This window comes from Microbacterium sp. ARD31 (assembly GCF_031844425.1).
Genome location: NZ_JAUZVE010000005.1, coordinates 165,467 through 181,012, shown reverse-complemented (window position 1 = coordinate 181,012; position 15,546 = coordinate 165,467). Strand labels below are relative to the sequence as shown.

Here is a 15,546-nt window from a genome sequence, read left to right as displayed (position 1 = left end):
GCCTAGACTCGGGCTGTGAGCGAGATCGCGACGCATACCCGGGGTTCGGCGACTCTGCACGACGTCGCCCGCGAGGCGGGTGTGTCGCTGGCCACCGCGTCGCGCGTGCTGAACGGATCCACGCGGAAGGTGGCCGAGAGCTATCGCGACCGCGTGCAGGCGGCCGCCGACAAGCTGGGCTACACCGCCAACCTGTCTGCGCAGGCGACCGCGCGCGGGACGGCGGCGATCGTGGCGCTGCTCGTGGCCGACATCGCCGACCCGTACTTCGGCCAACTCGCGTCGGGCGTCGCCCGCGGTGCCGACGAGGCCGGGCTGGTCGTCACGATCGCCATCACCGAGCGCGATCCGCAGCGCGAGGCGAAGCTGGTGCGGGCCCTGCGCGGTCAGCGTCCGCGCGGGCTCATCCTCGCGGCATCCCGCACCGACGGCCCCGACGGGGCCGGCCTTCAGTCGGAGCTCGACGCCTTCCAGTCCATGGGCGGCCGGGTCGTCGCGCTCGGACCCGTCGGCGCCGACATCCGCTCGGTAACGGTCGACAACCTCGGCGGCTCGCGCGCGCTCGCGACGCGTCTGTCGCAGCTGGGGTACCGCGACGCGGTGATCGTCGGAGCCCGCGAGGGCGTGCGCACCTCGGACGACCGTGTCACCGGCTTCACGGAGGGCTTCACCGCCGGCGGCGGCGTCGTCCGAGATGTCATCCGCGCGGGCTTCACGCGCGACGCCGGCTACGAGGGGGCGCAGCGGATGCTCGCCGCCGGCGTGCCGGCGGGAACGGTGGTCTTCGGGATCAGCGACGTGGTCGCCATCGGCGCCATGTCCGCGATCCGCGACGCCGGGCGCGAGGTCGGGTCCGACCTCGCCGTCGCCGGCTTCGACGACATCCCTACCGGGCGCGACATCCGCCCGGGCCTGACGACCGTGCACGTCCCCCTCGAGGACTTCGGCTACCGGGCGCTTCACGCGGTGCTCGAGGAGGACTGGGATCCGTCGCTGCCGCCGCTGCCCCTCGACGTCGTGGTCCGCGGCTCCACGCCTGAGCGCGCCTGATCGTCCGGATCCCCATGCCCAGACCCCCTAAGGGCGTCACCATCAACGACGTCGCAGCGAAGGCCGGCGTGTCGCTGTCGACGGTCTCGCGCGCCCTCAACGGCAACCCGACCGTCGACCCGGCCCTCGTCGCGCGGGTGCAGGATGCCGCCGCGGAGCTGAACTACACCGCCAGTCCCGTCGCGCGTTCACTCGTGCTCGGTCGGACCCAGACCGTCGCCGTCGTCGTGCCCGACCTCGGCAACCCGACGTTCCAGGCCATCCTCCGCGGACTCAGCCGCGCTGCGGCCGCCGACGACTACCACGTCCTCGTCGCCGACTCTGCCGAGTCCGTCGACGAGGAGCGTGTGCTCGCCGCCGCCACCCGCCGCCGCACCGACGGCATCGTGCTGTGCGCTCCGCGACTGCCGCAGGAAGAGCTGGAGCGGCTCGTCGGCGGCCTGCGCCCCGTCGTGCTCGTCAACCGCTCGGCGGGCGCCACGCCGGCCGTGCGCGCGGACTACCGCAGCGCACTGGCGGACGAGCTCGCCCACCTGCACGGCCTCGGCCACCGGCGCATCGTCTTCCTCGCCGGCGTCGCGCGCAGCGTCGCCAACGCCGCCCGTCTCGAGGCGATCGCGGACTTCCGCGCCGCGCATCCCGATGTCGTCGTCGATGAGCTGCCGTGCGGTGTCGACTTCGACGCGGGAGCCGCCTCCGCGGCCGCCGTGCTGGCCTCGGGGGCGACGGCCGCCGTCGCGTTCAACGACCTGGTGGCCATGGGCCTGCTGAGCGCCGCGCAGTCCGCCGGACGCCCTGTTCCCGACGACCTCTCCATCGTGGGCTTCGACGACATCCCCTTCGCCGCGTACACCACGCCCCCGCTGACGACCGCGGCCGTGCCCGCCACGGAGCTGGGCTCTCAGGCGTGGGAGCGCATGCGGGACCTGCTCGACGGCGCCGAGCCGCGGGAGCCGCTGTGGCTGCGTCCGCAGCTCGTCGCCCGAGGCTCGACCGGGCCCGCCCCTGCCTGACCGCATCCACCCGGCACCCGCCCGGCCGGTGGATCGTCGTGCTACCCTGAGAAAACGTTTCCTGGAGGAGTGAGATGAGTCATCGCCGTTACGCCGTCGTCGGAGCCGGACACCGCGCCCAGATGTACGTCGACGCGATCACCGGCACGTACGCCGACCGCGCGGTCCTGGCGGCGATCTGCGAGCCGAACCCGGTGCGCGCGGCGTTCCACGTCGATCGCGTCGTGGCGGCAGGTGCGGCGGCGCCCGCCGTCTACGGGCCCGACGACCTCGAGCGGATGGTCCGCGACGAGAAGATCGACCGGGTGGTGATCTGCGCCCGCGACGACCTGCACGCGCCGCTCATCGTGCGTTCCCTGGATGCCGGCGCCGACGTCGTGGTCGAGAAGCCGCTCACGATCGACGGCCCGAGCGCCGCGGCCATCGAGGACGCGATCGACCGCACCGGCCGCGAGGTCGTCATCACGTTCAACTACCGGTATTCGCCGCGCAACTCGGCCCTGCGCCAGGTCATCCAGGACGGCACGATCGGGCAGGTCACCTCGATCGACTTCTCATGGATGCTCGACACCAAGCACGGCGCGGACTACTTCCGCCGCTGGCACCGGGACAAGGCGAACTCCGGCGGGCTGCTCGTCCACAAGTCCAGTCATCACTTCGACCTGGTCAACTGGTGGATCCGCTCCGGCCCGCGTCGGGTCTACGCCTCGGGCGGACTGCGGTTCTACGGCGCCGACAACGCCGCCGCCCGCGGCATCACCGGCCGCCCCGCCCGCGGCACCCACGACGGGGCCGACGCGTTCGAACTCGATCTCCGCCAGGACGAGCGCCTCGCCGCCCTCTACCTCGATGCCGCGCAGCACGACGGCTACCACCGCGACCTCGACGTCTTCTCCGACGGCATCACGATCGAAGACAACCTTGCCCTCGTCGTGGACTACCTCTCGGGTGCGACGCTGAGCTACTCCCTCAACGCCCACGCGCCATGGGAGGGATACCGCGTCGCCGTCAACGGCACCGAGGGCCGGGCCGAGCTCGATGTCGTCGAGCGCGGCGCCGTCCTCGCCGACGAGGGCCTCCACCCCGTGCTCGACCCCAGCGCCGTCGACGCCGGCGGGTCCGGGTCGCTGCGTCCCGAGGGGGAGCGCCTCATCGTCCAGCGCCACTGGGAGGCGCCGTACGAGGTGCCGATCGAGAACCTCGCCGGAGGACACGGCGGCGGCGACCGCCTCCTCCTGGCCGACGTGTTCGAAGGCCCCGGCGACGACCCGCTCGCGCGCCCCGCCGGCTGGCGCGACGGGGTGCGCTCCATCGCCGTCGGCATCGCCGGCAACCGCTCGCTCGCCACCGGGCTCCCCGTCGAGATCGCCGATCTCGGCATCCGCTTCCTCCGTGAGGATGCCGCGCCCGCCGCCGCCGGCACCGCCGGCCCTTCCGCCGCGGCGCACTCGTGAGCCGCATCGTCGTCACCGGAGGCGCCGGTCGCCTCGGCCGCAGCCTCGTCGCAGGCCTCGCGGCGGTCGGCCACGAGATCGTCAGCCTCGACCGTGCGGTGTCGCAGGCCGTCGAGCTCGACGGGATCGAACAGGTGGCCGTCGACCTCACCGACGCCGAAGCCGCGTCGCGCGCCGTGGCCGCGACCCGTGCGGACGCGCTCGTCCACCTGGCGGCGATCGCGGTGCCCTTCAGCGCACCCGAGGATGTGATCCTGCGCACCAACGCCGCGCTGGCGCTCAACACCGTCGGCGCAGCCGTTGCAGCCGGCATCCCCCGCATCGTGACGGCATCGAGCCCCACGGTCCTCGGCTACGGCGCCCCCGCCGGGTGGCTTCCCGACCGGTTCCCCCTGGACGAGGACACCGCACCGCGGCCGTGGAACGCGTACGCCCTGTCGAAGCTTCTGGCCGAGCAGACCATCGCGATGTTCGCGCGGCAGACCGGCGAGGCCACGCGGTTCGCCGCCTTCCGGCCCTGCTACGTCATCGCGCCGGAGGAATGGGCGGGAGCGCCGACGCAGCAGGGTCACACGGTGCGCGAACGTCTCGCCGACCCCGCCCTCTCGGCGCCGGCGCTGTTCAACTACGTCGACGCCCGCGACGTCGCCTCGTTCGTCGACACGCTGCTCGAGGCGCTCCCTCACATCCCGAACGCCGAGGTCTTCTTCGTCGGCGCCGACGACGCCCTCGCCCGCGAACCGCTCGCCGACCTGCTGCCGCGGTTCGTCCCCGGCAGCGGCGACCTCGCCGCCGGGCTGACCGGCACCGCGCCGGCCTTCTCGAACGCGAAAGCCCGGCGGGTGCTCGGCTGGTCGCCCGCCCACACGTGGCGCACCGCCCTGGACCAAACCGACGCCACGGCCGTGGACCCCGAGCGAAAGGACGTGCTGGCGTGAACTTCGACGGCATCCTCTTCTTCCCCGTCACGCCCTTCGACGCCGCCGGCCGCGTCGACGACGAGCTGCTGCGCACCCACGTCGCCACGACTCTCGAGCATGACCCCGGCGGGGTGTTCCCCGCGTGCGGAACCGGCGAGTTCCACGCGCTGTCGGCGGACGAAGCCGCGCATGTCGTGCGCGTGGCGGCCGAGACGGTGTCCGGCCGCGTCCCGGTCGTCGCCGGCACCGGCGGCCCGCTCGGTCACGCCACGGCCCTCGCGCGCGCGGCGGCGGACGCGGGGGCGGATGCACTGCTCGTGCTGCCGCCCTACCTCGTCGGCGGTCCGCAGGCGGGACTCGTGGCCTATGTCGAGGCTGTCGCCGCGGCATCCGATCTTCCCGTCGTCATCTACCACCGCGGCACCGCCCAATACTCGGTCGAATCGGTGCGCACCCTGGCGCGCAACCCGAAAGTGGTCGGCTTCAAGGACGGCGTCGGCGACGTCGGTCTCGCGCAGCAGATCGTGCGCGCGGTCGCCGCCGAAGGGCGTGAGGACTTCGCGTTCTTCAACGGTCTGCTCACCGCCGAGCTCACCCAGGGGGCGTACCGCGGCATCGGCATCCCGCTGTACTCGTCGGCCGCCTTCGCGATGATCCCCGCGGTGGCGAACGCCTACTACCGGGCGTACGTCGACGGCGACGAGACCCGCAGAGCCGCGCTCCTGGACGGCTTCTACTCGCCGCTCGTGCGCCTGCGCGACGAGACGCCCGGGTTCGGTGTGTCGCTCATCAAGGCCGGCCTGCGGCTGTCGGGCCTGCCGGTCGGTCCGGTGCGCGCCCCGCTGATCGACCCCACGCCGGCGCAGGAAGCCCGGCTGGCCGAGATCCTCGAGGCCGGGCGCGCGCTGCTGTGATCACGATCCGCTCCCTCGACGCCCGCCTCGTGCGCGTGCCGCTCACGCGTCCGTGGGCGGCGGATGTCACGTCGGTCGGCGTGATCGCCACGCACGTGGTGCGCTCGGACGGCGCCCAGGGCTGGGGCTTGTCGTGGACTCCCCAGATCGGGGCCGAGGCGGTGCTCGCGCTGCTCCAGCACGACATCCCGCGCTTCGCCGTCGGCGGACCGGGCGAACCCGGCGAAGGCTGGCTGCCGGCATGGCGGCACCTGCACGAGGCCGGGGGCGGCGGTCTCACGACGATCGCCCTCGCGGGACTCGACCTGGCGCTGTGGGATGCCGCGTGCCGCAGCGACGGCTCGTCGCTCACCGGCTTCCTCCGCGCACCACGCACCCGCGCCCGCGCGTACGGCAGCGGGGTGAACCTGCACTACTCGGCCGACGAGCTCGTCGCGCAGGCGCAGCGGTGGGTTGCTGCGGGGTTCGACGCCGTCAAGGTCAAGGTCGGCAAGCCCGACGTGGCCGAGGACCTCGACCGGCTCCGCGCGGTGCGGGAGGTGCTCGGTCCCGACCGCGCGCTCATGATCGACGCCAACCAGCGCTGGGAACTCGATCGCGCGACCGACTCGCTCGAGGTGCTCGCCGAGGTGACTCCGGCGTGGATCGAGGAGCCGCTGCGCGCGGACGATCTGTACGGACACACCGAACTGGCCCGGCGATTGACGTCGTCCAGCGGCATCCCGATCGCCCTCGGCGAGAACCTGCACACGGTCTACCGCTTCGACGAGTTCCTGCGCGCCGGCGCGGTGCAGATCGTGCAGCCGAACGTCGTGCGCGTCGGCGGCATCACGCCGTTCCTGGGCATCGCCGCGATCGCCGCCGAGTACGGCGCCGCGCTGCACCCCCATCTGCTGCCCGAGCTGTCGGGTCAGCTCGCGCTGAGCCTGCGGCCGGTCCCGGGCGTGGCCGAGCCGATGGTCGAGGACGTCGAGGACGCCGGGTTCGGCGCGCTCGGGGCCCTCGCCGACCCGTCTCCCGTGTCCATCTCCGACGGCGCACTGACCGAGGTGCCGCACGTCGGTCTCGGCATCCGATTCTCATGACGCGAGCCGTCACGCCCGTCGCCCTCTGCTCCAGCGAGCCGACACAGCCGACGGCTCACCACCCTCCCCGCGTCCCGCCGACCTCCCGGAAGGAACCCGCATGACCACCACGACCGAGCAGCTCGACCAGTACGCCGCGGCGGCCGAGGCCGCCGCCCCGGTATGGCGGGCCGCGCGCGCCGCCGAGCGCGCGACGTGGCTGCGCGCAGCGGCCGACGCCCTCGACGCCCACGCCGACGACCTCGTCGCGATCGCCGACGCCGAGACGCGGCTGGGCGAGGCCCGACTGCGCGGCGAGGTCGGTCGCACGACCGGCCAACTGCGCCTGTTCGCCACGGTCGTCGAGGAGGGCTCGTACCTCGAGCTCACCGTCGACGACGCGGATGCCGGCGCGACGCCCCCTCGACCCGAGCTGCGCCGCATGCTCACCGGAGTCGGGCCGGTCGCGGTGTTCTCGGCGTCGAACTTCCCGTTCGCGTTCTCGGTGGCCGGGGGCGACACCGCCTCGGCGCTGGCCGCGGGGAACCCGGTCATCGTCAAGGCGCACTCCGGGCACCCGCGGCTCTCCGCGCGGACCGCCGAGATCGTCGCCGACGCGCTCGAGGCCGCCGGCGCGCCTGCGGGTTCGCTCGCGCTGGTCGAAGGCCGCGAGGCCGGGAACGCCCTCGTGCAGCATCCGGTCATCCAGGCGGCCGGGTTCACCGGCTCGCTCGGCGGAGGGCGCGCCCTGTTCGATCTGGCGTCGGGGCGCCCCGACCCGATCCCGTTCTACGGCGAGCTCGGCAGCGTCAATCCCGTCGTGGTCACCGCCGCGGCGGTCGCCGCTCGCGGCGACGCGCTCGCGCAGGGCCTCGTGGGCTCCTTCACCCTCGGCATCGGGCAGTTCTGCACCAAGCCCGGGGTCGTCTTCGTGCCGCGGGACGCCGGCTTCGAGGACCTGGTCGCGGCGCTCGTGCCGAGCACGGCCGGCGGACCGCTTCTGACCGACCGGATCACGGCCGCCTTCCCCGAGGGCATCGCACACCTCGAGGCCGACGCGTCGGTCGAGGTGCTCGCCCATGGCGCACCCGCCGAGGACGGATCGGCGCGACCGATCGTGCTGACCACGGATGCCGCGGCTGTCGCGGCACGCCCCGAGACGCTTCTGGAGGAGTGCTTCGGCCCGGTCACCCTGCTCGTGCGCTACGACGGCGACGACGATCTGCTCGCCGCCCTCCGCGCGGTGCCCGGCTCGCTCACCGCCACGATCCACAGCGAGAAGGAGGACGACGTCGCCGACGTGCTCGCGCTGCTGGAGCGCCGCGCGGGGCGCGTGCTGTTCGCCGGCTGGCCGACCGGTGTCGCGGTCACGTGGTCGCAGCACCACGGGGGCCCCTGGCCGGCGACGACCTCGCTGCACACCTCGGTCGGCGCCACCGCGATCCGCCGCTTCCTGCGCCCGGTGGTCTTCCAGGACGCGCCGCAGCGGCTCCTCCCCGCCGTGCTGCGCGACGACACCCTCAGCCTGCTCCCCCACCGCCGGAACGGTGAGCTGCGCGTGCCCTGATCGCAATTCGGCGCGAGGTGCATCCACCGGAGCCCGTCCAGCGGAACACATGGTGTCGGCATCAGCCGCACCCCCGCAACGAAGGAGCACTCCGATGAAGAAGTCACGTCTCGCCGTCGCCACCGCCGCCACCGCGGTCGCCGCCCTCGCATTCAGCGCCGCGCCCGCCTACGCGGACGACCACGACTCGATCGTCGACATCGCGATCGCCGCCTCCGGCGGTGGCGCACCGGATGACAACCCGAACGACTACGACCTGCTCGTGCAGGCGGTCATCTACGCCGAGCTGGTCGAGGTCCTCGACGACCCGAACGCCTCGCTCACCGTCTTCGCTCCCACCGACGCCGCGTTCCTCAAGCTCGTGACCGACCTCACCGGCACGGCGCCGGCGAGCGAGGCCGATGCGCTGACCACGATCGCCACGGCGTACTCGCCGGCCGAGGTCGGGAACATCCTGCTCTACCACGCCGTCGGCGGCGAGGTCACCTTCCCGGGCGCCGTCCGCGCCGGCACGATCGAGATGGCCAACGGCGGAGCGGTCACCGTGCGCGGCGTCAACCTCGTCGACGAGTCGCCCGCGCTCACAGACCCGAAGATCGTCGTGAAGGCCTCCAACATCCAGGCCTCGAACGGCGTCATCCACACGATCGACCGGGTGCTGGTCCCCGGCAGCTGACCCTCGCCACGGGGCGGGCGACGAGTGCAAGGCGTCGCCCGCCCCGTGGCGTGTGCCGGTCGCCCGGCGGGCACGCACGTGGAGCGGTCAGCCCGGGTTGGGCCGGGGAGCGGTCAGGCCGGCTTGTGCGCGAGCAGCGCTCCGGCCTCCCGCAGCCAGCGTGCGGGATCGGCCATCGCGGCCTCGGCCGAGCCGGCGAGCACGGTGAGCGAGACGGATGCCGCGAACCGCGCCGCGTCGGCATCGGGCGCGATCCGCCCCGCCACCAGCGCGACCGCTGTCGCCGAACGATCGGCGAGCTCCGCGATGCGAGCCGGGACCTTCCCGGCCGCCGACTGACCGTCGAACGAGCCCTCGCCGGTGACCACGAGATCCGCCTCCTCCAGCGCGGCGGGGAGCCCGATGAGATCGGCGACCGCGGTCGACCCCGGGACAAGTCGTGCCCCCCAGGCGAGCAGGCCGAAGCCGGTGCCGCCCGCGGCGCCGGCGCCGGGAGTCTCGGGGTCTGCCGGCAGGAGACGCGCGAGCTGGGCGAGCGCGCGGTCCGTCGCAGGGATGTCGGCGGTAGGCAGGCCCTTCTGCGGCCCGAAGACCGAGGCGGCTCCGCGGTCGCCGAGGAGCGGATTTGTCACGTCGCTGAGGACGTGCACGCCCCCGACGGGCAGGGGCGCGAGGCCCGAGAGGTCCGCGTGGACGACTGCGCCCACCCCGCGGGCGCCGGGCACGAGGGGTTCGCCCGCGGCATCCGTGAATCGCGCGCCGAGCGCGGTCAGCATGCCGACACCGCCGTCGGTGGAGGCGCTCGAGCCGATCCCGAGAACCAGGCGCGAGACGCCGCGTGCGAGGGCCGCGGCGATCGCCTCGCCGAACCCGCGGGTGTCGGCGTCGAAGGGGCGGAGCCGCGGCGGCGTGCCGAGCAGTTCGATGCCGCTCGTGGACGCCAGCTCCACGACGGCGGTCCCTGCCGGTGTGTCGGCGGTCGGCGGCAACAGCAGCCACGATGCCGCGACCGGTGTCCCCTCGGGCCCGGTGACGGTCACCGGCATGCGGCGGGCCCCGGGAACGGCGGCGGCGAAAGCGTCGAGCGTGCCCTCGCCTCCGTCCGCCATGGGCAGAGCGCGCAGGCGGGCGACGGGGTCGACCGAGCGCCAGCCCTCGGCGAGGGCGGCCGCCGCCGCTACCGCACCGATCGTGCCCTTGAAGCTGTCGGGGGCGAGGACGATGGTGCGTGGCATCCCCCCATTGTCCCCGAAATGTCGGGAAAGCGCTATCCCGCCTGGGATAAGGTCGAGGCATGCCCCACGCCCTCATCGCCGTCGGCACCGGACGGTACGCCGACCCCTGGCACCCCTACGAGGCGACCGGCGCCGCGGTCGCCACGATCCTGCGCGACGACGGCTGGACCGTCGACATCGACGACGACGTCGACCGTGCCCTCACCCGGCTGCGCGATGTCGACCTCCTCGTGGTGTCGGCGGGCGACCCGTGGCGGAACCCCGGCGACGGACCGGACGTCGCGATCACTCCCCCGGCGGCCGCAACCGAGGGACTGCACGCCGCCCTGGAGCGCGGCATCGGCATCCTGGCCCTGCACAGCGCGACGGCGTCGCTGCGCGACTACCCCGCCTACCGCGCGGCCATCGGCGGTGAGTGGCTGCCCGGAACGTCGTGGCACCCGCCGCTCGGGCCGGCGCGGGTCGCCGTCGCGGCATCCCACCCCGTCGTGGCCGGGCTCGACGAGATCGCGGCGACGGACGAGCTCTACAGCGACCTCATCGTGGACACCGACATCGAGGTGCTCGTCGCGCACGAGCTGGAGGGCACGCGGCATCCGCTCGTCTGGGTCCGCGAGGCGCCCGCCCGGGCGGTCGTCTCGGCCTTCGGACACGACGCCCGCGCATACGACTCGCCGGACGTGCAGCGCCTCATCCGGCAGTCCGCCGACTGGGCGGGCCGACGCGCGCGCGGCTGACCGGGCACAATGGATGCCGACCCCCACCGTGATCCGAGGAGACCCATGTCCTGGCTCGTCACCGGAGGCGCCGGCTACATCGGCGCCCACGTCGTCCGCGCACTCGCCGCCGCCGGCCTCCCGCCCGTCGTCCTGGACGACCTCTCGAGCGGACACGAGGGCTTCGTGCCCGAGGGCGTGCCGCTCGTGCGCGGCTCGATCCTCGACCGCGACCTCGTCGAGCGGACGCTGCGCGAGCACCAGGTCGAGGGGGTCATCCACGTCGCCGGCTTCAAGTACGCGGGGGTCTCGGTCACCCGCCCGCTGCACACGTACGAGCAGAACGTCGACGGCACGCGCGTCGTGCTCGAGGCGATGGCCGCAGCCGGCGTGAGCAGGATCGTCTTCTCGTCCAGCGCCGCCGTCTACGGCACGCCCGACGTGGAGCTCGTCACCGAGGATCTGCCCAAGCGGCCCGCGTCGCCGTACGGCGAGTCCAAGCTGATCGGCGAGTGGCTGATCCGCGACCAGGCGGTCGCGACCGCCGGCACCGAGGCGCCGCTTCGCCACACGTCGCTGCGGTACTTCAACGTCGTCGGCTCCGGCGACCCGTCGGTCTACGACACCAGCCCCCACAACCTCTTCCCCCTCGTGTTCGAGGCTCTCGTCGCGGGGCGCACCCCGAAGATCTTCGGCGACGACTACGACACTCCCGATGGGACGAACGTGCGCGACTACGTGCACGTGGCCGACATCGCCGCCGCCCATGTTGTCGCCGCCCAGCGGATGGTCGCCGCCGAGCCCGTCGAGGCCGCCTACAACCTCGGTTCGCAGAACGGCCTGTCGGTCCGCGAGATCATGGACGCGATGGCCCGCGTCACGGGCATCGACTTCTTGCCCGAGATCGGTCCGCGCCGTGCCGGCGACCCCGACCGCATCGTGGCCACGGGCGACCTCGCGGCACGCGACCTCGACTGGGCGAACCGCTACTCCGTCGACGAGATGGTCCGCAGTGGCTGGGAGGCCCGCCGCACCGCCTCCTGACCCCCGCCGTTGCGGGGGCGCGTGCGCACGCCGCCCCCGCGTGCGTGAAACTCCCGCACGGGTGTGACACGTGCGCACGCGGCACGGCAGGGGCTGGCTCGGCGGCCGTCAGCGCGGGGCGGCGGTGCTCTCGCGCACGATGAGCGTCGTCGGCACCGTCTCGGCGCCCACGGCCCCGCCCGCCTCGATACCCGCCACCAGCGCCGCGACGGCCCGCTCGCCGAGCAGGTCGAAGTCCTGCCGCACCGTCGTCAGCGGCGGACGGTACTGCGCGGCATCCGCGACATCGTCGAAGCCGACCACGCTCACCGCCCCGGGGGCGTCGCGCCCGGTCTCGGCGAGGGCACGCAGCATTCCCAGCGCCATCTGGTCGTTCGCGACGAACACGGCGGTGGCATCGGCGGGCAGAGCGAGCCCCGCGAGATAGCCCGACCCCGCGGTCCAATCACCGCGAAGAAGACCGGATGCCGGGGCCCCGACCCCGGCAAGGGCCTCACGCCAGCCCCGCTCACGCTCGGCGGCGGCGAACGACGAGCCCGGTCCCGCCAGGTGGTGCACCGTGCGGTGGCCGAGGGCGCTCAGGTGCTCGACGGCGAGGCGCGCTCCGCCGGCGTGGTCGGACTGGACGATCGAGAACCGCGGGTCGGGGGGCGAGTCGACGACGACGAGCTGCAGCCCGGCCGGCGCCTCGGCACCGGTCGCCAGGGCCGTGGCCTCGTTGAGCACGATCGCACCGTCGGCACCCTGGTCACGCAGGCGCTCGAACGCGTCGTCGAGGGCGTCGCGTCCCCCCGCGGTGACGACGGTCGTGGCGTACCCCCGCGCGGTCGCAGCATCGGCGACGGCCTGCAGCATCCGGGAGTTGCCCACGGTGGCCAGGGTCGAGACCACGAGCCCGAGGGTCTGCGACCGGCCGGTGCGCAGGGCGCGGGCGGCGCGATGCGGACGGTAGCCGAGCGCGGCCATCGCCGCCTCGACACGATCGCGAGTGGCGGGATCCACACGCGGGCTGCCGTTCACGACGCGCGACACGGTCTGCCCCGAGACGCCCGCGCGCGCGGCGACATCGGCCATCGAAACCCGCCGCTGCGTCATCCGCCCCACCCTCCCTGCCGGATCGCCCGTGGTACACCGCCGTCGCCGCGGCGCGAGGATCACAACTCCTGCACCTCCGGGCATGTTGACGTTACCACGGTGCACTTGCTACCGTGTTGACGTGAACATGCAGGAGTTGCGATCCCCCGGCGACGACGACGACGCCCCCGGCACGCCCGCCGTCGCCGCCGGCACGCCCGCCCCCGGCACGCCCACCGACGCCCCCGGCGCACCCACCCCCAGCACGCCCGCCCCCGGCGACGACGACGACGCCCCCGGCACGCCCGCCGTCGCCGCCGGCACGCCCGACCCCACCGGGCGGGCAAGCTCCACCCCCCAGACGGTCGAGGCCCTCACCGGCGGCGTCGTACGACGGGCCACGCGGCTGGCGGACGGCCGCGAGCTGATCTACTTCGACGACCCCGGCACCGCCCTCGGCCCGGACCGCAACGTCGACGCCCGCACCCTCGACGCCCGCCCGGCCACCGCCACGATGCGCCGCGACGTGCTCACCGGCGATTGGATCTCGGTCGCCGCGGCGCGGCAGAACCGGGCGTTCCTCCCGCCCGCCGAACTCGACCCGCTGGCGCCGCAGACGCCGACGAATCCGTCCGAGATCCCGTCGCGGTACGACGTCGCGGTGTTCGAGAACAAGTCGCCGTCGTTCGGTCCGGCCCTCCGCGAGGCGCACGGCGATCACCCCGCCGCGGACGACGCGCCGCGCGACCTCGCCGACCTCGACGCACCCGGCCTCGAGCGCACCCGCACCTCCGTCGGCCGCTGCGAGGTGGTGTGCTTCAGTCCTGAGCACTCCGGTTCGTTCGGCACCCAGTCCCCCACCCGCGCGCGCACGGTGATCGAGGCCTGGGCCGACCGCACCGCCGCCCTATCGGCGCTGCCCGGCATCGAGCAGGTGTTCCCGTTCGAGAACCGCGGCGAGGCGATCGGCGTGACGCTGCCGCATCCGCACGGCCAGATCTACGCCTACCCCTACATCACCCCGCGCACGCAGAGCGTGCTGCGCTCCCTCGACCGCGAGGGCGCCGACCTGTTCGCGCGCATCCTCGACGCCGAGCGCGCGTCCGAGCGGGTCATCCTCGCAGGCGAGCACTGGACGGCCTTCGTCCCGTTCGCCGCGCGCTGGCCGATCGAGGTGCACCTGATGCCCCATCGTCACGTCGCCGATCTGTCCGAGACGACGGATGCCGAGCGCGACGAACTCGCACCGCTCTACCTGCGCCTGCTCCGAGGCGTCGACGCCATGTACGACACGCCCACGCCGTACATCGCCGCGTGGCACCAGGCCCCCGTCCACACCGGACGCGACGCGGTGCGCCTGCACCTGCAGCTGACCAGCCCGCGCCGAGCAGCCGACAAGCTGAAGTTCCTCGCCGGATCCGAAGCGGCCATGGGCGCCTGGATCGGCGACGTCCCGCCCGAGACCTCGGCCGCGCGCCTGCGCGAGGCCGTCGCATCCATCCCCGAGGTGACCGCATGACCGAGACCCCCCGCACCGCGGCCGCCGAGCCCCACGATGCCGCCCGCGATGCCGCCGACCTGTTCTCCGAGCTGACCGGCTCCGACCCGCGGGGTACCTGGTCGGCACCCGGACGCGTCAACCTCATCGGCGAGCACACCGACTACAACGACGGATTCGTTCTGCCGTTCGCCATCCAGCACCGCACCCACGTCGCCCTCGGCACGCGGGAGGACGCCGTCATCCGCGTCGTGTCGACCTTCGACCCGGTCCCCGTCGAGGTGGCGATCGCCGACCTGGGCGCGCTCTTCCCCGCCCGTCGCGAGGAAGTCCCGGAGTGGGCACGCTATCCGCTCGGCGTGGCCTGGGCGGCTCTCGAGGCAGCCGGCCGGGATGCGGCATCCGTCACCGGTGTCGATCTGGCCTTCGCGTCCAACGTGCCGGTCGGTGCGGGGCTGTCGTCCTCGGCCGCCATCGAGGGCGCCACCGCGGCCGCGCTCGATGACGTGTGGCAGCTGGGGCTGGACCCCGTCGCCCGCGCGCGCGTCGGGCGGACCGCCGAGAACGAGGCCGTCGGTGCCCCCACCGGGATCATGGACCAGATGGCCTCGAACCTCGGCCGCGCCGACGCCGGCATCTTCCTGGACTGCCGCTCGCTCGAGGCCGAGGTGGTCGATCTGGGGTTCACCGCCGCCGGCCTGGAACTGCTCGTGATGGACACCGGTGTCAAGCACTCCCACGCCACCGGCGGCTATGGCGAACGGCGGGCGGCGTGCGAGCGCGGCGCGGCGCTCATGGGCGTGGCCGCCCTGCGCGACCTGACACCGGCCGACCTCGATCGCGCGCGCGGCCTGATGGACGACGTGACCTTCCGGCGGGTCCGCCACGTCGTGACCGAGAACCAGCGCGTGCTCGACACCGTCCGCGTGCTCGCCGAGTCGGGCGCGTCGGCGATCGGCGAGCTGCTCGTCGCCTCGCACGCCTCGATGCGCGACGACTTCGAGATCTCGGTGCCCGAGCTCGACACGGCCGTCGAGGCGGCACTTTCCGCGGGAGCCGTCGGCGCGCGCATGACCGGCGGCGGCTTCGGCGGCGCGGCGATCGCACTCGTCGCCCGCGAGCGTGTGGACCAGGTGCGGGATGCCGTCGCGGCGGCCTTCGCGGCATCCGGATTCGCCTCCCCCACCCAGTTCACGGTGAGCCCGTCGACCGGCGCCGGCCGCGACTGACCCCCGCCCTTCCTCAAGGCGGTCACGCTGGCAGACGCGCCCCCCGAATGCAAGACCTCGCACCCGCGGATGCCGGGGCCTAACGTCGAGGA

14 protein-coding genes are annotated in these 15,546 nt (G+C 73.9%); 12 read left to right on the top strand and 2 right to left on the bottom strand.

From position 1 onward, the window contains the following. Positions 1-15 precede the first annotated feature (15 nt). The 8 genes from Q9S36_RS16505 to Q9S36_RS16470 all read left to right on the top strand — a co-directional run bounded on the left by Q9S36_RS16505 (position 16) and on the right by Q9S36_RS16470 (position 8,658). Positions 16-1,050 carry a LacI family DNA-binding transcriptional regulator gene (locus Q9S36_RS16505; protein WP_311286056.1) on the top strand — a complete coding sequence of 345 codons (1,035 nt, stop codon included), beginning with the start codon at positions 16-18 and terminating at the stop codon, positions 1,048-1,050. A gap of 14 nt (positions 1,051-1,064) precedes the next feature. Further along, complete coding sequence (locus tag Q9S36_RS16500; RefSeq protein WP_311286055.1) at positions 1,065-2,063, top strand: LacI family DNA-binding transcriptional regulator; 999 nt, start codon at positions 1,065-1,067, stop codon at positions 2,061-2,063. Positions 2,064-2,137: 74 nt separating this feature from the next. Then, positions 2,138-3,517, top strand: a complete 1,380-nt coding sequence (locus Q9S36_RS16495) for a Gfo/Idh/MocA family oxidoreductase (RefSeq protein WP_311286054.1) — start codon at positions 2,138-2,140, stop codon at positions 3,515-3,517. Next, positions 3,514-4,455, top strand: a complete 942-nt coding sequence (locus tag Q9S36_RS16490; protein ID WP_311286053.1) for an NAD(P)-dependent oxidoreductase — start codon at positions 3,514-3,516, stop codon at positions 4,453-4,455. Before Q9S36_RS16495 ends, Q9S36_RS16490 begins: the two co-directional genes overlap by 4 nt. Next, entirely contained in the window at positions 4,452-5,351 is a 900-nt protein-coding gene (locus tag Q9S36_RS16485; protein ID WP_311286052.1) for a 5-dehydro-4-deoxyglucarate dehydratase, read from the top strand. The genes Q9S36_RS16490 and Q9S36_RS16485 overlap by 4 nt, the downstream gene beginning before the upstream one ends. Beyond that, positions 5,348-6,436, top strand: coding sequence for a mandelate racemase/muconate lactonizing enzyme family protein (locus Q9S36_RS16480; RefSeq protein ID WP_311286051.1), 1,089 nt, complete (start codon positions 5,348-5,350; stop codon positions 6,434-6,436). The genes Q9S36_RS16485 and Q9S36_RS16480 overlap by 4 nt, the downstream gene beginning before the upstream one ends. A gap of 100 nt (positions 6,437-6,536) precedes the next feature. Further along, entirely contained in the window at positions 6,537-7,982 is a 1,446-nt protein-coding gene (locus Q9S36_RS16475) for an aldehyde dehydrogenase (NADP(+)) (protein WP_311286050.1), read from the top strand. Between the two features lie 94 nt (positions 7,983-8,076). After that, entirely contained in the window at positions 8,077-8,658 is a 582-nt protein-coding gene (locus Q9S36_RS16470; protein WP_311286049.1) for a fasciclin domain-containing protein, read from the top strand. A 113-nt stretch (positions 8,659-8,771) separates the two neighbouring features. Here Q9S36_RS16470 and Q9S36_RS16465 read toward each other — a convergent pair whose 3' ends face one another. Further along, positions 8,772-9,893, bottom strand: a complete 1,122-nt coding sequence (locus Q9S36_RS16465) for a glycerate kinase (RefSeq protein ID WP_311286048.1) — start codon at positions 9,891-9,893, stop codon at positions 8,772-8,774. A gap of 59 nt (positions 9,894-9,952) precedes the next feature. On the opposite strand from Q9S36_RS16465, the gene Q9S36_RS16460 reads away from it, so the two are divergent. After that, the gene (locus tag Q9S36_RS16460) at positions 9,953-10,630 is read left to right on the top strand and encodes a ThuA domain-containing protein (protein WP_311286047.1); all 678 of its coding nucleotides are present in this window, start codon (positions 9,953-9,955) and stop codon (positions 10,628-10,630) included. 45 nt (positions 10,631-10,675) lie between these two features. Next, positions 10,676-11,653: a UDP-glucose 4-epimerase GalE gene (gene galE / locus Q9S36_RS16455; RefSeq protein ID WP_311286046.1), complete on the top strand. Its 978-nt coding sequence runs from the start codon at positions 10,676-10,678 to the stop codon at positions 11,651-11,653. Between the two features lie 108 nt (positions 11,654-11,761). Here the strand turns inward: galE and Q9S36_RS16450 are convergent, their stop codons facing one another. Further along, positions 11,762-12,748: a substrate-binding domain-containing protein gene (locus tag Q9S36_RS16450; protein ID WP_311286045.1), complete on the bottom strand. Its 987-nt coding sequence runs from the start codon at positions 12,746-12,748 to the stop codon at positions 11,762-11,764. A gap of 121 nt (positions 12,749-12,869) precedes the next feature. Here Q9S36_RS16450 and galT point away from each other — a divergent pair, with 121 nt between their 5' ends. Further along, positions 12,870-14,246, top strand: a complete 1,377-nt coding sequence (galT, locus tag Q9S36_RS16445; RefSeq protein ID WP_311286044.1) for a galactose-1-phosphate uridylyltransferase — start codon at positions 12,870-12,872, stop codon at positions 14,244-14,246. Then, a complete protein-coding gene (gene galK, locus Q9S36_RS16440) occupies positions 14,243-15,454 on the top strand; it encodes a galactokinase (protein ID WP_311286043.1) in 1,212 nt (403 codons plus the stop codon). Before galT ends, galK begins: the two co-directional genes overlap by 4 nt. Positions 15,455-15,546: the final 92 nt, after the last annotated feature.